This window comes from Azospira inquinata, from assembly GCF_018905915.1.
In the GTDB taxonomy this organism is placed as follows: Bacteria; Pseudomonadota; Gammaproteobacteria; order Burkholderiales; family Rhodocyclaceae; genus Azospira; species Azospira inquinata.
Genome location: NZ_CP064782.1, coordinates 362,275 through 379,233, shown reverse-complemented (window position 1 = coordinate 379,233; position 16,959 = coordinate 362,275). Strand labels below are relative to the sequence as shown.

Here is a 16,959-nt window from a genome sequence, read left to right as displayed (position 1 = left end):
GTGGCTACCAAGTGAATAAAATAATTTGGCTATGTGGGGACTTGGTGTATTGGGGGTATATTGATCCGGATAAATGCTCAACTGTTGTTTTTAGTAAATTTCTGGCGAATAAATGAATCGTATATAGGATGCGCTACGCGGTCTATCTTATATTGCTGATACATTTTCTGTTGACCCATTTTTTCCGTCATAAGCATACAATTCAAAATTTTGTTGGGTTTAAAAGTGTCGGTAGTTCTTTTGTGGCAGTTAGGTTCAATCCACCTGCGGCACAAAAGTATGAACCCATCCGGCCTGGAGGTATCAGTCAATCGGGGACGTACGCCAATGACTGCCAATCTAATATATGTGTGCTGATGGTGGCGGGAGTCCTTAGATAATAACGATTCGGGGCGTTGGCCAAACAATACCGCTGATCTGAAAAACTGGGCGAGTACGCCTGTGCCCTGGAGTAGAGGCTTGCCCAAATTGCATAAATTGGTTATATAATGCTGTTGTCAAGTATCTGCTTGCTAACTGGTTTTGGTGAAATGGTGCTTGATTGAAGGTTAATAAAATAATTGGTGCTGCTAATTTGTTTGGCAAAATTATATTGAATGCGGCGGGCGTTGTATTTATTTAAGGGGTTTTCAATGATTGTATGGCAAGGGGCGGGCTTTGCTGGTGTATTGGTTCCCTTGGTTTTTGTCTTGCTGGGAAATTTGGGCTTGGATAAAGTCTTTGGTGACGGTTACTATTCCTCTCATGCTTGGGCGCCGATGTTTGTGCTGATTTTATCGGCTATGGTTGTTTGGTGGTTCGGAAAACGTCTTAACGATCTGCCTGGAAAAGAGCTCATTGATCCACAAACCCAGCAGAAGGTGGTGCTTAAAGAAAAGCACACAATCTTTTGGATTCCGCTGCACTATTTTGCTTTTGTAATTGTTGCCTTCGCAATCCTTATGCCTTTCCTCAAGAGAGGAGGGGGACTCTGAGGATTTACCTGCGGTCGCTTTCCCCCTGCATTCCCGGCCCAAGCCGGGAAATCCACCCTCAAGGCAAACGCAGCAACGCCCCCGCTTCCGCCGGATTCAATTGTTCCTGGAAGGGCAGGGTGCCTAGGCGGGGGGCGGCTAGGCGGGTTTCCAGGGCGGTGATGTTTTCTTCCCGGCGGGCCATGGCCGGATCCACGCAGTTGGCGACCCAGCCGGCCAGGGTCAGGCCCCGGGCCTGGATGGCTTCGGCGGTGAGGAGGGCGTGGCTGATGCAGCCCAGCTTAACCCCCACGGCCAGGATCACCGGCAGGCCCAGTTGGACCGCCAGATCGGCGGCCTCGATGGTGTCTCCCAGGGGCACGCGAAAGCCTCCCACGCCTTCCACAATGACCACCTCCGCCAGGGGCTGGAGCTTGGCGTAGGCGTCCAGGATCACGGGCAGTTCAATGGGGCGTCCGGCTTCCTGGGCGGCCACGTGGGGGGCGATGGGGGGATCGTAGAGGTAGGGATTGACCCAGTCCCGGGGGGCGGCCACGGAGGCATTGGCCATGAGGCGGCGCACATCTTCGTTTTCCCCGTCGGCCTCCACGCCCGCGGCGATGGGCTTCATGGCCAGGGCGCTGTATCCGGCCCGGCGGGCGGCGTGGAGCAGGGCGCAGGCGGTGAAGGTCTTGCCGATTTCCGTATCCGTACCGGCGATGAAAAAGCCTTTTTGCATAATTTGTCCTTTCTAAAAAGGGCGGCGGGCGTCAAACGCCGGGCCGCAGTGGGTGGCCGACGCGGAGCGTCGGGGCCCGTAAAAAAGGGACGGGATGGCGGCGGCAGGCCGCCGGGCGAGGTAGCGCCCGGGCCTGGGGGCCGCGCCCTATTTGTGGCCGGTGAGCAGGACTACGTCGTAGCTCAGGGGTAGGCCCTGGGGGGTGCGGCAGCGTTCGTAGGCCGCTTCCACGGTGCGCCAGGCGGCTTTGCCCATGAGCACGGGGCGGCGGGGGCCCCCCACCTGATTGGCCCCCACGTCCTTGATGGCCCGCAGCAGCTGGCGCAGGTTGGGGTAATGGAGGCGGAATTGGAGGCGTTCCGCCCGTACCCCGTAAAAACCGGCGGCCAGGGCGGCAGCGGCTCCCGCCGGGGCATCCCGGAAGGGCAGCACATGGCGGTGGGGGTCTACCCCGGCGAAGGCCTGACGCAATTCCTGAAAGGTGCCCGGCCCCAGGGTGCTCACCGCCAGTCGTCCCCCAGGAAATAGCACCCGGTGGGCTTCTCCCAGGGCCCGGGGCAGGTCGCACCATTGCAGGGTGAGGCTGGACCAGTACAGGCCCAGGCTGGCGGATTTCAGGGGCAGGCTTTCCACGTCGGCGCAGACCGGCAGGCCGATGGGGGCGCCCACCGGATTTTGCAGGGCCGCCGTGTTGCTGGCCGTGGGCTGGGCCTGACGGGCCAGGCCCAGCATGGCCGGGGCGAAGTCCGCCAGGATCAGGGGCTGGTCGGGAAAGCGCCGGGCCAGGAGCCGGGCGCCGTAACCCGTGCCACAGCCCGCGTCCAGCAAGGGGCCCTGGGGGGCGCCGTCCAGGCGGGCGGCCAGGGCTTCGCAGACCTGACGCTGCAACTGGGCGGCCCGATCATAGGTGGCGGCGGCCCGGTCAAAGGAGCGGCGCACTAGGATTTTGTCGGCAGGGCGGATCAAGGCCGGGGCTCCCCATCCTGAATCAGTTCTGCCAGGGCCCGGGCGGTGCTTTCCGGATCAGCCAGAAAGGGCACATGGGCGGCGCCGGGCACCGTGACCCGCCGGGCCTGGGGCAGATGGTCCGCCAGCCAGGCCCCGGCTCCCAGGGGCATGAGGGGGTCCTGGTCCCCGTGCAGCACCAGGGTGGGCTGGTGGATGCGGGGCGCCAGGGGGCGCAGATCCAGGTCCTTGAGCCAGGCCAGGCCCCGGGCCAGGGCCGGGGTGGCGGGCAGGGGAGGGTGGGCCAGGGGCGCCAGTTGGCGGGCCAGGGCCCGCTGCTGGTGGTCCCCCTGGTTAATCAGGGCGGAAAAGCGGGGCAGCACCCCGGCCGGGTCTTCGTCCACGGCGGCGGCAAAGGCGGTTAACAGGGCGGCGGGTTGGCCGTGGGCCCAGGCTTTTTTCCGGACAAAGCAGGGGGTGGTGGCGATCAGGGCCAGCCGGGCCACCCGGGCTGGGTCCCGTACCGCCATGAGCTGGGCCAGCAGGCCCCCCAGGGACCAGCCGGCCACCACGGCGCCGGGGGGCACCTGTTCCAGCAGGGCGTCCACGCTGCGGGCGATGGGGTCTTCCAGGTCCGGGCGGCCCTGGTAGCCGGGCAAATCCAGGCATATCAGGGGAAAGTCCCGGCCCAGGTAGGCATGGAGAGGGGACAGCAGACCCTGCCAGACCCGGCTGTCCAGGCCCCAGCCGTGGATCAGTACCAGGGCAGAGGGGGAGGCGGCGGGGCCGCTCACGCCGAGGCCCCTGCGGGCGCCGGGGCGGGGTGGCGGGCGGCGATGTCCGTCAGGGCATCCGCCAGCCGATCCACCTGTTCCAGGGTGTGGGCGGCGGAAAGGGAAATGCGCAGGCGGGAATGGCCCTTGGGCACGGTGGGGGGACGGATGGCGGGCACCCAGATGTTGCGCTCGTCCAGGGCCTTGGCCACGGCCAGGGTTTCCTGGTTGCCGCCGATGATGAGGGGCTGGATGGCGGTTTCCGAGGCCGCCAGCTCCCAGCCCGCGGCTTCCGCCAGGGGCGCCAGACGCTGGCGCAGGTGGGCGATCAGTGTTTGCAGGTGGGCGCGGCGCTGATCCCCTTCCTCGCCCCGGATAATGTCCAGGCTCTTTAACAGGGCGCAGGCCACGGCCGGGCTGGAGGCGGTGGTGAAAATATAGGTGCGGGCCCGTTGCAAGAGCCATTCAATGACCCGGGCGCTGCCGGCGATAAAGGCCCCGGAAACCCCGGCGGCCTTGCCCAGGGTGCCCATGTAGAGCACCCGTCCCGAAGGGGGCAGGCCGAAGTGGCCCGTGGAGCCCTGGCCGTGGGGGCCCAGAACGCCGAAGCCGTGGGCGTCGTCAATGACCAGCCAGGCGTCGTACTTTTCCGCCAGTTCGTAAAGGGTGTCCAGGGGGGCCATATCCCCGTCCATGCTGAATACCGCATCGGTGACGATGAGCTTGTGGCGGGCCTCGGAGGCGGCCAGCAGCCGTTCCAGGGCGGCCATGTCCCGGTGGGGGTAGCGGTGGCTCTCGGCCCGGCAGAGCTGCACCGCGTCGATGAGGGAAGCGTGGTTCAGCTTGTCGGCGAATACCGCGTCCCCCCGGCCCACCAGGGTGGGGACCAGGGCCAGATTGGCCATGTAGCCAGTGGAGAAATAAATGGCCCGGTGTCGGGCCTCGAACCAGGCCAGGGCTTCTTCCAGCTCATGGTGGGGGCGCAGGTGGCCGCTTACCAGATGGGCGGCGCCAGAGCCCGCGCCCCAGCGCAGGGCCCCATCGGCCATGGCCTGGGCGATGCGGGGGTCGTTGGCCAGCCCCAGGTAATCGTTGGAACAGAAGGCCAGGAGCAGGCGGCCATCCACCACCGCTTCCGGTCCGCAGTTGGAATCCAGAATGCGGCGGCGCCGGGTCAGGCCTTCGGCGTCGATGGCATCCAGTTGGGGGCCCAGGTCTTCCCAGATCATGACAGGGCCTCTTCCAGGGCGGCGGCGGCCCGTTCGCTGAGGAAGGCCAGTTCGGCTTCCTCCACCACGTAGGGGGGCATGAAATAGACCGTGTTGCCGAAGGGCCGCAGGAGAATTTCCCGGGCCAGACAGGCCTTGTAGAAACGGCGGGAAAAGTCCGCCGGGGCGTCGGCCACGTCGAACGCGAAGATCATGCCCCGATGCCGGTAATGGCGTACCTGGGGATGGTCCTTGAGGGGGGCCAGGAGGGCGTCGAACCGGGCGGATTTTTCCCGGTTGCGCTCCAGTACCCGGTCTTCCTGGAAAATATCCAGGGTGGCCAGGGCCGCCCGGCAGGCCAGGGCGTTGCCCGTGTAGGAATGGGAGTGGAGAAAGGCCCGGCTCACCTTTTCGTCCAGGAAGGCTTCATAAACCTTATCCGTGGTGAGCACCACGGAAAGAGGCAGGTAGCCCCCGGTGAGGCCCTTGGAGGTGCAGAGAAAATCGGGAATGATGTCCGCCTGCTGGTGGGCGAAATAGGTGCCGGTGCGGCCATTGCCCACGGCGATTTCGTCGCAGATGAGGTGCACCCCGTAGCGGTCGCAGAGTTCCCGGGCCAGCTTCAGGTAGAGGGGGTCGTGCATGGCCATGCCCCCGGCGCATTGGATCAGGGGCTCCACAATGAGGGCGGCCAGCTGGGCGTGTTCCTTTTCCAGCCGGGCTTCCAGGGCGGCGGCGGCCCGTCGGGCCACATCCGCCGCCGTTTCCCCGGCTTCGGCCCGGCGCCAGTCCGGGCTGGGCACGGTGCCCGCAGGGCGCACCAGGGGCGCGTAGGCTTCCTTGAACAGGCTCACGTCCGTGACCGCCAGGGCCCCCACCGTTTCCCCGTGGTAGCTGTTTTCCAGGCACAGATAGCGGTCTTTTTCCGGATGCCCCGTGTTGCGCCAGTAATGGTGGGACATTTTCAGGGCGATTTCGGTAGCGGACGCCCCGTCGGAGCCGTAGGAGCAATGGCCCAGGCGGCCCCCGGTGAGGGCGGCCAGCCGTTCCGACAGTTCTACCACCGGTTCATGGGTGAAACCGGCCAGAATCACGTGTTCCAGGGTGTCCAGCTGGGCTTTCAAGGCAGCGTTGATGCGGGGATTAGCGTGGCCGAAAAGATTGACCCACCAGGAACTCACCCCGTCCAGGTAGCGCTTGCCGTCGAAATCATAGAGCCAGGGGCCCTGGCCCCGGGCGATGGGAATGAGGGGCGTGCCGTCCCCATCCAGGTGATGCTGCATCTGGGTGCAGGGATGCCACACGGCAGCCAGGCTGCGCTCCAGGAGACGTTGATTGGCGGACATGGATAGGCGGAATGCAGGGGACAAAAAGATAACTTTTTATTTTACTCGTTCCCCACCCCCTGCTGTAAGCGCCCGGGGGGCAATCCAGGGAAATCCCTAGTCCCGGCGGGCCTTCCCGGACGGAGTGGGGCACCGGTTGGGGGAGGGGGACACCCCGCCCCAGCCCCCAGGCCCGGGAAACTCAGTGCAGCAGGCGGGGCGGTTGCTGTTCCATTTCCCCTTCCGGTAGCTCGGCGTGCATCAGTTCCCCTTCCCCGTTGGGGTAGAGGGGAGCGCCGCAGTCTTCGCAGAATTCAAAGGGAAAACGGTGTTCGTGGCAGACCAGATGGGTGACGCCACAATCCTTTAGGGTGGCTTCGATTTCCGCCGCCACGTCCGTGTTTTCATCCTCGTCCCCCAGGAGGGGCCAGACCACCCCGTGGACCACTTCGGGCCGGTCCTGGAAGGAAAAGCCGATGCGGTATTCCTCCAGGCGCTGGTCGTGGAAGGGGCCCATGGCCACGTGGAGCTGGTCCGCCGGGGCGTTCAGGACGGTTTGCAGGAAGGCCACGGAGGCCCGCAGGGAATAGGGGCGGGAGAGCCGGTCTGCGGCCCGGCAGGCGGCGTGATAGGCGTCGGGCAGGACCATTTCCCAGGCGCAGCCGGGCATCAGGGGTTCCAGGGTGGGGCCCGCCTGGCTTTGCCATTGGCTTAAGGCCACTTCCCGGTTGCCGTCGTTTTCGTTCCAGAAAAACAGCCCCTGGCCCCGGGGCACCACCACGGCCCCCAGGAGATAGCGGGTGTCGGAGAGAAAACGGTTGGTTTCCGGCAGATTCCGGGTATCCACCGCCAGGTCTTCCCCGGCCAGGGCTCGGAGTCCCAGCTGGGCCACCAGCTGGCGGGTATCGGCAAAGCTGCGGGGCAGCTGGTCCGGGCTGAAGAGGTAGTCGCACAGGGCCAGCCGGGCCCCGGCCGCCAGCACATGGGCGCCCAGATGGACCTTCAGGGTGGCCAGGGGGGCGGCGGGCAGGGTGGCGGTGGGAATGGTGAAGCGGGACCAGGAGAGGATGGGGGCGGCGATGAGCAGCACGTCGAATTCCTGGCTTTCCTGGCGCAGGATGCAGGATTCGGCCCGGGATTCCACCATATCCGCCAGCTCGTCGTGGGCCCGGGGCTGGGTTTCATAGAGCCGGTCCAGGGCCAGGGTAATGTCCTCGTCCCCGCCGCTTTCCAGAAGGCCGTCCACCAGGGCCGCCAGTTTCGGCTCCCAGAAAGCGTCTTCCAGCCGTCCCCCGGATTCGGCCAGGCCGGTGGCCAGCCAGCACAATTGGGTGACGTCGCGGGAGAGACGGGAGCGGGAACCGAAGCGGGGTCGTTTCATGGGGAGCCTAAAGAGTGGACCGGGGGACACCCGGCGGGAGAAGGGGCCATTCTAGCAACCCGGGAGCGGGAGGGCGAAAAACCCTGGCCCGCCGGGCCGGGGGCCGGAACGAGGGGAGGCGGGAAAAAACGGGGAAACGGGCCCGGGGGGAAAGCCGGGCCCGGGGGGGCTCAATGCTTGGGAGGCAGGAAAAATTCCCGGGGATGATGGCGCAGCCGTTCCCAGAGCAGGCGGGCCAGATCCCGGCGCTGGGCGAAGGAGACCTGACGGGCCTTGAGCCCCACGTAAAGGGCCAGCCCGAAACTGACGCTGAGATTGGCCAGCCCCACGGCCAGCACCCCAAGAAAGGCGGTGGCCAGGGCGGCGGTGGGCACGGCGAAATTCAGGGCCACTTCCCCAAAACCCAGGTAGGCGGAAGAAAAGGCAATGTGCCGGATATCCAAAGGCAGGCCCAGGAGGGTGCCCAGGGCGGTGACGCCCCCTAGGAGAAAGCCGAAAAAGAAATTACCCGCCAGGGCCCCCAGATTGTCTTCCACATAGGTGGCCACCCGGTCCAGCCGGTCTTCCCCCAGGAGGCGGCGCAGCCAGCCCAGTTGGCGCAGGCGCTGGGGAATACGGTTGTAGGCCGCCAGATTGTCGTAATACCCGGCGATGAGGCCGGCCAGGAACAGGCAGACCCCGGCAATGCCCGCGTAAATAATGGCGCCGCTGGCCCAGGGATGGACGTCGGCCAGGAGGTGCCGGGCCTTTTCCGGGGTAATCAGGGGATGGCCCGTGCTGAGCTGGAAGAGGTAGCCGATGGCCATGGCCATGGGAATGGCCAGGCCCACATTGCCCGCAATGGCCGCCATCTGGCTGCGGCCCAGGCGGGCGATAAGGGACACCAGATTTTCCAGATTGCGGGCCTTGGCATTGCTGCCGTTGGCACCGCTGGCCTCATCCATACTGGCGGCGATGGCGTTGGCGGTCATGGCAGGCTGCTTGGTGGCCACGGTGCCGTGGAGAATGTGGATGAGGACGAAGCCCAGGCCGTAATTGAGGCAGAAGCTTAAGGCCTCGGTGAGGGGGGGCAGGTGGAGCTTGGCCAGTTCCAGCTTGTTCCAGGCCATGAAGGCGATGACAAAGCCCCCCAGCAGGGCGGAACGGAGCAGGGCGAAGTAATCCCGGCGGCTTTCCGTAATGTAGTGTTCCCCGGTGCGCCCCGCGTTATCCGCCACCCGGCGGGCCAGCAATTCCACATTCTGGCGCCAGTAATCCCCCAGATTGTTCTTGCGGCATTCGGCCTGGACCAGTTCCTTGAAAAAGGGCACCAGCCGGGGCAGCACCCCGGCCAGATCGGGCGCTTCCCGCAGGTCCCGCAATATTTCCAGGAGGGTTTCCGCCCGTTCCAGGTGCTGGCGCAGCCGTTGCAGCAGAAAGGTGAGGGAGAGGCTGGTGCCTTCCCGGCCGGCCCGGGTGCGGATGCGTTCCCGGATGGTGCGGCACTGGTCGAAGAGCACCAGAATCTGCCGGTCGTCCTCCGCCGGGAAATCCCGTTCCTGCCACCAGCGGGAAAACTGGCCGACGAAGCGCTGGATTTCCACGTTCTGGGCCAGGAAGGGGGATTCAAATTCCTCGATCACCGGCTCCACCCGGAGCAATTCCGGCTCCAGACCGATGGCGGAAATACGGTAGGAAAGGACCCGCAAGGCTTCCAGCAACTGGGCCAGGGCCGGGGGCAGGGCGCTACCGGGGGCGGCGTCCTCCGCCTCCAAAAGGCCCATGGCGTGGATTAGGCCGATCCAGTCCCCATCCCCGATGCGGCTTACCCACAGGTGGTCGTCGCCGCGCCGGAACATGAGGCCCAGCACGTCTTTCAGGTAGGCGGTGTCGATTACGTCCGGGAGCAGGGAGCGGGAAAAGCGCCGGGCGGTTTCGGAGAAAAAGCCGGTGGCGGGAAAAACCCCGCTATCCACGTACAGGGACACCTGCTTTTTCTGGGCGAACAGATCCAGCACCCCTTGGCGCAGAGCGGTTTGCAATTCGGGCCGGGTTTCCAGGAGATAGCACAGGGCGTGGAGCCGTTCCCGGGCGGCGTTGCCGTCCTCGGGCCGGTCCGGACGCAGTTGATCCACCAGATCGGCGAAGAGGGGCGTGGTGTCCCGGGGCCCATGACCTTCGCTCCGGGGCTGCTCGTAGGCCTCGGCGAAGCGCAGCAAAACGCTTTCCAGGGATTCCCGGCGTGTCATAATTGATGCTCCATTGCGAATTCTTCTCAGCTGGATTGAACCATGATTTTAGTCCTCTCCCCGGCCAAGACCCTGGATTTTGAAACCCCGCCCCAGGTCCCCGATTTTACCCTGCCCCCGTACCTGGATCAGTCCGCCCTGCTGGTGGAACGGCTGCGCCAAATGACCCCGGCGGACTTAAGCCGGCTCATGGGCATCAGCGATGCCCTGGCTGCCCTGAACACGGCCCGTTTCCAAGAATGGTCCCCGGAAATGGGGCCGGAAGCGGCCAAGCAGGCCATTCTGGCCTTTAACGGGGATGTGTACGAAGGCCTGGCGGCCGCCACCCTGAGCCCGGAGGATCTGGCCTGGGCCCAGGACCATGTGCGCATTCTCTCCGGCCTTTACGGCCTGCTCCGGCCCCTGGACCGGATTCGCCCCTACCGGCTGGAAATGGGCATCCGCCTGGACAACCTGCGGGGCAAGGATCTCTATGCCTTTTGGGGCGACCAGCTGACCCTGGCCCTGAACGACCAGCTGGCGGCCAATCAGGATGCCCCGGTGCTCATTAATCTGGCCTCCGAGGAATATTTCAAGGCGGTGCGGCCCAAGCTTCTCAAGGCGGACATCCTGAACTGCGTCTTCGAGGACTGGAAAGGCGGCAAATACAAGATCATCAGCTTCTACGCCAAGCGGGCTCGGGGCCTCATGGCCCGCCACATCGTCACCCATCGCCTGACCCGGCCCGAGGGCCTGCAAAGCTTTACGGCGGAGGGCTACGCCTTTGTGCCGGAAGTTTCCGACGCCAAAACCTACGTATTCCGTCGCCGTCTGCCGGAGGTCCAATGAAATTCGAACATCTGGTGGAAATTAATGACGGGGACAATCCCCTGGTCTTTTCCCTCTCCCGGGACCAGCTCTGGCAGGGCCTGATGTGCCGGGTGGAGGATGCCCGGTCTTTCGTCCACGGGCTGGAAGAGTGTCAGATTCTTTCCCGGGGAGACAATCAGGTGGAGCGTCTGCTGGTTTTCGGCGCCGCGCAGGTGCGGGATCGGGTGACCTATGCAGTGGGGCACTGGGTACGCTTTGACACCGAAGCCACGGAGCATCATGCCGGAGGATCGTTGATTATCCATATTGAAGAACCGGAGCCGGATCGGTTGTTCCTGCGATTTACCTATCAAACCTCCTTTGCGGAAGGGCCGGACCCGGAAGCCCGGGCCTATGTGGGCTATCTGGAATCCGCCTACCATGCGGCGGACCTGGATACGGTAGCGGAAATCAGGCGTCTGGCGGAGCGGCTCAACTTTCATTGAGTGTGGCCCGGTTTCCAGTTTCCTGTGATGCCCTGTCCCTTTCGGACGGGGCTTTTTTCTAGGAGTTTTCGATGGTTGAGCAGCGTGTGGGTTTTTTGGGGTTGGGGAACATGGGGGCTCCCATGGCGCGCAATTTGATCGCCCAAGGCTTTTCCTTGACGGTATACAACCGGCACCCGGAAAAAGCGGAAGCCTTTCGCCAACTCGGTGCCCAGGTCGTGACGTCCCCTGAGGACGCGGTGGTGCCCGGGGGCGTGGTGATTTCCATGTTGGCCAATGACCAGGCTGTGGAGGCGGTGACTCTGGGAACTCGGGGGCTGTTATCCCGGCTGGGCCCCGGGGGATTACATATTTCCATGAGCACCGTGGCCCCGGAAACCTCGGCCCGTCTGGCAAAGTTGCACCAGGCCGTGGGCTGTGAGTTTCTGGCTGCACCGGTGTTTGGTCGCCCAGAAGCGGCGGCTGCCCGTAAACTCTGGATTTGTCTGGCGGGGGAGGGAGCGGCTAAAGCACGGGCCCGGCCTCTGTTGGAGGCGCTGGGACAAGGGGTATTCGATTTTGGCGAGGCCCCCCAGGCCGCCAATGTGGTCAAACTCTCTGGTAATTTTCTGATCCTTTCTGCCGTGGAAGCTATGGCCGAAGCCCTGGCGCTGGGGGAAAAGAATGGGGTGGGTCGGGAGGATTTGGCGAACTTTTTGAGCCAGACCGTGTTTGCCTGCCCCATCTATCAAAACTATGCCAATCTCCTGGCTCAGCGGCGCTATGAACCCGCCGGATTCAAACTCTCGTTAGGGATGAAAGACCTGCGCCTGGTTCGGGAGACCGCAGAGTCTGTTGCTCAACCCATGCCTCTGGCGGATTTACTGCATGCCCGCTTGTTGTCGGCGCTGGCCAAGGGGCGGGAGAATCAGGATTGGAGCGCTATTGAATTGGGTACCGCAGAGGACGGGGGGGTGGAATAAGCCCAATTTGGCGGATTCTGGATGGAAGGTGTCCTGGTTTCATAAGCCCCATGGGCTCTAGCCCGCTAGTATCTCCAGGGCAAGCAAAGTTTTTTTGTTGTGCCCTCACTAAAATAAGGAGACAAGCCCATGACCAAATTGCGGGCAGACGTGACCCTGGATCACCTGAATCAAATCGGTACGGATTACCTGCCCGGTTATTTGGGCGTTGAGCTAACGGATCTGAGCGAGGGGCGGCTGAGTGCCCGCATGGTGCTTCAGCCCCGGCACTTTGCCCCGAACCAGTTCCTCCACGCCGCCAGCATCGTGGCCCTGGCGGATACCACCTGCGGCTACGCCACCATGGCCCACCTGCCCGAGGGGGCGGAATCCTTCACCACCATTGAACTGAAGAGCAACCACCTGGGCACCTGCCGAGAAGGCGCCATCCGATGCGTCGCCACCCCCCAGCACCTGGGCAAAACCACCCAGGTCTGGGACGGGGTGGTCAGCGACGAAATCACCGGCCGCCGTATTGCGTTGTTTCGTTGTACCCAGATGATTCTTTGGGGACGGGGGTGAGGAGGGAGTGGAGCTTTTCTTTTGCCTTATATTTTCTTACCTTTGATTGTGACTTCCTCTCTCACCCCGGAAAGCTACAATCTTGAATTTCGACGCCAGCGGCGACCGCATCGTTGTAGCTCCCTCTCTCACCCCGGAAAGCTACAATCCTAAACGCCACCATTACCATCGGCGGGGCAGTTGTAGCTCCCTCTCTCACCCCGGAAAGCTACAATCGGTTTCCCCGGAAGCTGCGGCGGCCTGTTGGTTGTAGCTCCCTCTCTCACCCCGGAAAGCTACAATCCCTCCGGAATATAAGATTGTAGACATTCCAGTTGTAGCTCCCTCTCTCACCCCGGAAAGCTACAATCGCTTCCCGTTGCGTAGCCCCTGGGGCGACAGTTGTAGCTCCCTCTCTCACCCCGGAAAGCTACAATCGTTTTGCTAGTTAGTTCATCAACAAGAGACGTTGTAGCTCCGACGTTCCCCCGTTTTCAGTAGCAGAGGGCTTTAGAGTCCGGGGGTAATTTACCCGATTTCTGGGTAAGTGATTTGGCATAAGCCGCAGGCGTCAAACGGCCCAGGGACTTTTTGGGTCGCTCCTCGTTGTATTCTCGGCGCCAGCCTTCGATAACGACCTGAGCATGGCGTAGGCTGGTGAACCAATGCTCGTTCAAACATTCGTCCCGGAAGCGTCCATTGAACGATTCGATGTAGGCGTTCTGGTTGGGCTTTCCAGGTTCAATGAGGAAGAGCTGAACGTCCCGTGCATGAGCCCAAGTCAGCATGGCTCGACTACAGAATTCTTTGCCGTTATCGGTCCGAATCGCCTTGGGCAATCCTCGCGTCTCGGCCAACTGATCAAGCACTCTGGTCAATTGCATGCCGCCGATGGCACGTTCCGGAACAATCGCGACTGCTTCGTGGGTCGCATCATCCACAATGGTCAGGTTTTTGATGACTCGCCCTTCTGCCGTCCGGTCGAACACGAAATCCATCGACCAGACCTGATTCGCGGCCGAAGGCCGCTCTAACGGGTGACGATCCGACACCGGAATCTTCTTCCGCTTGCGCCTTCTGACTTGCAGACCAGCCTCGGCGTAGAGCCGATCCACCCGCTTGTGATTCACCACCATGCCAGCCTGCCTCAGCTTCAAATAGATCATCCCGGCCCCGTAGCGCCGATGACGTTGGGCGAGCATAACAATCTTCTCCTTCAAAGCAGCATTGCGATCCGTCGCTGGTTGGTAACGGAATGAACTCGGACTCATGCCAACAAAACGCAACGACTTTCGCTCGCTGAGTCCCCTGTCGATTAGATAGCGCACCAGATCACGTCGTGACGGTGCGCTTACCACTTTTTTCGCAGGGCTTCCTTAGCGATCTCATTTTCCAGCATCGTTTCGGCTAGCAGCCTCTTCAAGCGCGTGTTCTCCGTTTCAAGTTCCTTGAGCCGCTTGGCGTCCGACACGCTCATGCCGCCAAACTTGCTGCGCCAGAGGTAGTAACTCGCTTCGGAGAAAGCGTGCTTACGGCACAACTCCGCCACCGGCATCCCTGCCTCCGCTTCCCGCAGGAACCCAATGATCTGTTCTTCGGTGAATCGCTTCTTCATGTCCAATCTCCTTGTCTTGAAAGATTGGACTCTAAAGTCAGGTGCTACTCAATTCCGGGGGGACGTCGGCTCCCTCTCTCACCCCGGAAAGCTACAATCGAAGGCGGATACATCCAGAAGCAGTCCCAGGTTGTAGCTCCCTCTCTCACCCCGGAAAGCTACAATCTTTTTCGTCAGCGCTCCAACGGGCAGCCGAGTTGTAGCTCCCTCTCTCACCCCGGAAAGCTACAATCAACGGGATCGATACCCGACTCGTGAAGGTGGTTGTAGCTCCCTCTCTCACCCCGGAAAGCTACAATCGCCGCATCCATGCGGGTGACACGGTGACGGGTTGTAGCTCCCTCTCTCACCCCGGAAAGCTACAATCGGCGTTGGGGTGGAGGATATGTTTGATCCGGTTGTAGCTCCCTCTCTCACCCCGGAAAGCTACAATCTAACCCATGATCCGCTACGTGATCGAATTGGTTGTAGCTCCCTCTCTCACCCCGGAAAGCTACAATCCTGGTCCTCCGATATAGCAGACCGCACCGAGTTGTAGCTCCCTCTCTCACCCCGGAAAGCTACAATCGCCCTCTACGGCGGCCTCTCCATCTACGTGGTTGTAGCTCCCTCTCTCACCCCGGAAAGCTACAATCGGCGTTGGGGTGGAGGATATGTTTGATCCGGTTGTAGCTCCCTCTCTCACCCCGGAAAGCTACAATCTAACCCATGATCCGCTACGTGATCGAATTGGTTGTAGCTCCCTCTCTCACCCCGGAAAGCTACAATCCTGGTCCTCCGATATAGCAGACCGCACCGAGTTGTAGCTCCCTCTCTCACCCCGGAAAGCTACAATCGCCCTCTACGGCGGCCTCTCCATCTACGTGGTTGTAGCTCCCTCTCTCACCCCGGAAAGCTACAATCGGAGAGCGTGACAAGGACGGTGCCACGCTGGTTGTAGCTCCCTCTCTCACCCCGGAAAGCTACAATCCAGCTAGGGCATATGCCATTCAATAAGTGGGTTGTAGCTCCCTCTCTCACCCCGGAAAGCTACAATCGATATTCTTGGTGGGCAGTACGCCAGCACCGTTGTAGCTCCCTCTCTCACCCCGGAAAGCTACAATCGAAAAAACAAGAACCCTTCGCGGAAAAATTGTTGTAGCTCCCTCTCTCACCCCGGAAAGCTACAATCATGTTCTTGTCCAGAATCTGGCTAGAGAGGGTTGTAGCTCCCTCTCTCACCCCGGAAAGCTACAATCGATTTTCCATTTTCTCCCTCCGATCTATTGGTTGTAGCTCCCTCTCTCACCCCGGAAAGCTACAATCATATTTATCCGACGAACCTAGGCTTTGAGCGTTGTAGCTCCCTCTCTCACCCCGGAAAGCTACAATCACAAGACCGATCACCCCCAATACGGCAGCAGTTGTAGCTCCCTCTCTCACCCCGGAAAGCTACAATCTCACCTGGACCCGGCCTGACAAGGACGGGTGTTGTAGCTCCCTCTCTCACCCCGGAAAGCTACAATCGAACAGTTGTCCACCACCACCATATCGAGGGTTGTAGCTCCCTCTCTCACCCCGGAAAGCTACAATCGTCCCCAAATGAGCAGCGAGTCCGTAGTCCGTTGTAGCTCCCTCTCTCACCCCGGAAAGCTACAATCGCGTCCTGGTGCTGCTGTGCGCCTACGGCTGTTGTAGCTCCCTCTCTCACCCCGGAAAGCTACAATCAGACCGAAGTGAAAATCCCTCCTGGTGTAGCTGGGAGGGATTTTTTTTTTGTGAAAAAGTTTATTAAAACAGCAGCATTTGATTTGCTGGAACCTTTTTTTCCTGAAAAAGTGGCATGCCGACCAGCAGGCGAATGCCAGCGAATTGCTTTTCCGTGACGGTCATGCATCGGATTGAGCCAGCGGGCGGGAGGCTGTCGATCAGGCGTTTGAGGTGTTTTTCATGGTCATCACTACCGTTTAGCAAGCGGGCGTAGACTGACCATTGGATCATGTCGTAGCCATCGTTGAGCAGAAAGCGGCGAAACTGAACGTAGGCGCGTTTCTCTATCTTGGTGACCATGGGTAGATCAAAGAAGACGATGAGTCGCATAAAGCGTCGTGTCTCCTGTCCCATGCCTTAGCATTCCAGCCGGTGAGCTTGCAATCCGATTAAGGCTGGAAGTTCGAGTTCGCTGTTGCCTTCCTCGAATAGCCGGGCAAGGCTCTCGACCGTGTATTCGATGGCGGATAGTACGGACATCTTGCCTTGCGGCATACCGACATCGACATTGAGCAAGGCGACCAGTTCTGCCTTGTGCTGCGGGCTGAGATCGTCTTCGATGAAAGTAGGATTTTTGGCGACGTACAGGTCGACCAGGGGGCGAAAAGGTTCGATCAAGTCGTCGGCTAGATTGAATGCGTTCTGCTCGCTGGCATGGAAAAGGCCGATGGGTGGGTGCATGCCGTGGGCTACCAATCCCCGGGCAATGGCGCCGCGCAACACGGCATAGCCATAATCAAGCGCGGCGTTGGCCCAATGTTCTTCGGCGCGATAAAAACCCTGGCCGAAAAGCTGGGTGAAGTAGAAGGCGGCGGCTTGACCTTCCAGGTTTCCCGTGTCGCCTGAACGAACTCGCCGGGCATAGGAATCCATGCGGTCGACGCCATTCTTCGCGCAAAAACGCAGCACGGCCGCCTGGTTTTCGATTTTGCGTCGGATGATGCTGGCCCAGGCTTGTTTGGCGAGTGGGCGGGGAAGGTCCATCTGTCTGCGCATCAGGCGCGTGGTGCGGGAGTGCGCGAGAAACGGGAGGAAGACGCCATTGGGTTGGTGGTTGTCGCCTGTGGCGTAGAGACCTATCCCGTAGTCTGCGCAGGCCGAGAGAACAGGATGGGTGAGTAGAATTTCTCGGTGGTTGAGGACAATGATAGCGATGTCCTCGAAGGGGACGAAAGCCGTTTGTTCCTGCTCGATGGCCAGGGAAAAATGCTCCCGGCGCAGTTTGGCTGGCCGGGAAATCATTACA

15 protein-coding genes and 2 CRISPR repeat arrays are annotated in these 16,959 nt (G+C 61.6%); of the genes, 5 read left to right on the top strand and 10 right to left on the bottom strand.

The window, feature by feature from the left end:
* Positions 1–632 precede the first annotated feature (632 nt).
* Positions 633–974: a hypothetical protein gene (locus Azoinq_RS01675; protein ID WP_216127365.1), complete on the top strand. Its 342-nt coding sequence runs from the start codon at positions 633–635 to the stop codon at positions 972–974.
* 58 nt (positions 975–1,032) lie between these two features.
* On the opposite strand, the gene bioD is transcribed toward Azoinq_RS01675, so the two are convergent.
* From bioD to Azoinq_RS01640, 7 genes are all read right to left on the bottom strand, one after another.
* The gene (gene bioD / locus Azoinq_RS01670) at positions 1,033–1,692 is read right to left on the bottom strand and encodes a dethiobiotin synthase (protein ID WP_216127367.1); all 660 of its coding nucleotides are present in this window, start codon (positions 1,690–1,692) and stop codon (positions 1,033–1,035) included.
* A gap of 147 nt (positions 1,693–1,839) precedes the next feature.
* Entirely contained in the window at positions 1,840–2,658 is an 819-nt protein-coding gene (gene bioC, locus Azoinq_RS01665; RefSeq protein ID WP_232368531.1) for a malonyl-ACP O-methyltransferase BioC, read from the bottom strand.
* Entirely contained in the window at positions 2,655–3,431 is a 777-nt protein-coding gene (locus Azoinq_RS01660) for an alpha/beta fold hydrolase (protein WP_216127380.1), read from the bottom strand. Before Azoinq_RS01660 ends, bioC begins: the two co-directional genes overlap by 4 nt.
* Entirely contained in the window at positions 3,428–4,639 is a 1,212-nt protein-coding gene (bioF, locus tag Azoinq_RS01655) for an 8-amino-7-oxononanoate synthase (RefSeq protein ID WP_216127383.1), read from the bottom strand. Before bioF ends, Azoinq_RS01660 begins: the two co-directional genes overlap by 4 nt.
* Positions 4,636–5,964, bottom strand: coding sequence for an adenosylmethionine--8-amino-7-oxononanoate transaminase (gene bioA / locus Azoinq_RS01650; protein WP_216127385.1), 1,329 nt, complete (start codon positions 5,962–5,964; stop codon positions 4,636–4,638). The genes bioF and bioA overlap by 4 nt, the downstream gene beginning before the upstream one ends.
* 181 nt (positions 5,965–6,145) lie before the next feature.
* Complete coding sequence (locus Azoinq_RS01645) at positions 6,146–7,324, bottom strand: DUF2863 family protein (RefSeq protein ID WP_216127387.1); 1,179 nt, start codon at positions 7,322–7,324, stop codon at positions 6,146–6,148.
* A gap of 170 nt (positions 7,325–7,494) precedes the next feature.
* Positions 7,495–9,552, bottom strand: a complete 2,058-nt coding sequence (locus tag Azoinq_RS01640) for a site-specific recombinase (protein WP_216127398.1) — start codon at positions 9,550–9,552, stop codon at positions 7,495–7,497.
* Positions 9,553–9,594: 42 nt separating this feature from the next.
* Here Azoinq_RS01640 and yaaA point away from each other — a divergent pair, with 42 nt between their 5' ends.
* The 4 genes from yaaA (at position 9,595) to Azoinq_RS01620 (ending at position 12,370) form a co-directional block, all read left to right on the top strand.
* The gene (gene yaaA, locus Azoinq_RS01635) at positions 9,595–10,380 is read left to right on the top strand and encodes a peroxide stress protein YaaA (protein ID WP_216127401.1); all 786 of its coding nucleotides are present in this window, start codon (positions 9,595–9,597) and stop codon (positions 10,378–10,380) included.
* Positions 10,377–10,847, top strand: a complete 471-nt coding sequence (locus Azoinq_RS01630) for an SRPBCC family protein (protein WP_216127403.1) — start codon at positions 10,377–10,379, stop codon at positions 10,845–10,847. Before yaaA ends, Azoinq_RS01630 begins: the two co-directional genes overlap by 4 nt.
* Before the next feature lie 122 nt (positions 10,848–10,969).
* Positions 10,970–11,809: an NAD(P)-dependent oxidoreductase gene (locus Azoinq_RS01625; RefSeq protein WP_232368530.1), complete on the top strand. Its 840-nt coding sequence runs from the start codon at positions 10,970–10,972 to the stop codon at positions 11,807–11,809.
* 129 nt (positions 11,810–11,938) lie between these two features.
* On the top strand, positions 11,939–12,370 hold the full coding sequence (locus tag Azoinq_RS01620) for a PaaI family thioesterase (RefSeq protein WP_216127409.1): 432 nt from the start codon (positions 11,939–11,941) through the stop codon (positions 12,368–12,370).
* A gap of 45 nt (positions 12,371–12,415) precedes the next feature.
* A CRISPR array of direct repeats spans positions 12,416–12,787; the repeat unit is 37 nt; unit sequence GTTGTAGCTCCCTCTCTCACCCCGGAAAGCTACAATC.
* Between the two features lie 56 nt (positions 12,788–12,843).
* On the opposite strand, the gene Azoinq_RS01615 is transcribed toward Azoinq_RS01620, so the two are convergent.
* The 3 genes from Azoinq_RS01615 to cas1 form a co-directional block, all read right to left on the bottom strand.
* Positions 12,844–13,964, bottom strand: a protein-coding gene (locus Azoinq_RS01615) for an IS3 family transposase (RefSeq protein ID WP_216127411.1) whose coding sequence is annotated in 2 segments (ribosomal slippage) — positions 12,844–13,712 and positions 13,712–13,964 — 1,122 coding nt in all. Because the reading frame shifts where the segments join, the coding sequence is not laid out codon by codon here.
* Between the two features lie 61 nt (positions 13,965–14,025).
* A CRISPR array of direct repeats spans positions 14,026–15,671; the repeat unit is 37 nt; unit sequence GTTGTAGCTCCCTCTCTCACCCCGGAAAGCTACAATC.
* A gap of 63 nt (positions 15,672–15,734) precedes the next feature.
* Positions 15,735–16,043: a CRISPR-associated endonuclease Cas2 gene (gene cas2, locus Azoinq_RS01610; protein WP_216127421.1), complete on the bottom strand. Its 309-nt coding sequence runs from the start codon at positions 16,041–16,043 to the stop codon at positions 15,735–15,737.
* A 27-nt stretch (positions 16,044–16,070) separates the two neighbouring features.
* Entirely contained in the window at positions 16,071–16,955 is an 885-nt protein-coding gene (gene cas1 / locus Azoinq_RS01605; RefSeq protein ID WP_216127423.1) for a type II CRISPR-associated endonuclease Cas1, read from the bottom strand.
* Positions 16,956–16,959 lie beyond the last annotated feature (4 nt).

Bases quoted from the DNA above. Each gene is read 5' to 3' on its own strand.
- Azoinq_RS01675 (WP_216127365.1), top strand. From the start codon at position 633: ATGATTGTATGGCAAGGGGCGGGCTTTGCTGGTGTATTGGTTCCCTTG.
- bioD (WP_216127367.1), bottom strand. From the start codon at position 1,692: ATGCAAAAAGGCTTTTTCATCGCCGGTACGGATACGGAAATCGGCAAG.
- bioF (WP_216127383.1), bottom strand. From the start codon at position 4,639: ATGATCTGGGAAGACCTGGGCCCCCAACTGGATGCCATCGACGCCGAA.
- bioA (WP_216127385.1), bottom strand. From the start codon at position 5,964: ATGTCCGCCAATCAACGTCTCCTGGAGCGCAGCCTGGCTGCCGTGTGG.
- Azoinq_RS01645 (WP_216127387.1), bottom strand. From the start codon at position 7,324: ATGAAACGACCCCGCTTCGGTTCCCGCTCCCGTCTCTCCCGCGACGTC.
- Azoinq_RS01640 (WP_216127398.1), bottom strand. From the start codon at position 9,552: ATGACACGCCGGGAATCCCTGGAAAGCGTTTTGCTGCGCTTCGCCGAG.
- yaaA (WP_216127401.1), top strand. From the start codon at position 9,595: ATGATTTTAGTCCTCTCCCCGGCCAAGACCCTGGATTTTGAAACCCCG.
- Azoinq_RS01630 (WP_216127403.1), top strand. From the start codon at position 10,377: ATGAAATTCGAACATCTGGTGGAAATTAATGACGGGGACAATCCCCTG.
- Azoinq_RS01625 (WP_232368530.1), top strand. From the start codon at position 10,970: ATGGCGCGCAATTTGATCGCCCAAGGCTTTTCCTTGACGGTATACAAC.
- Azoinq_RS01620 (WP_216127409.1), top strand. From the start codon at position 11,939: ATGACCAAATTGCGGGCAGACGTGACCCTGGATCACCTGAATCAAATC.
- cas2 (WP_216127421.1), bottom strand. From the start codon at position 16,043: ATGCGACTCATCGTCTTCTTTGATCTACCCATGGTCACCAAGATAGAG.
- cas1 (WP_216127423.1), bottom strand. From the start codon at position 16,955: ATGATTTCCCGGCCAGCCAAACTGCGCCGGGAGCATTTTTCCCTGGCC.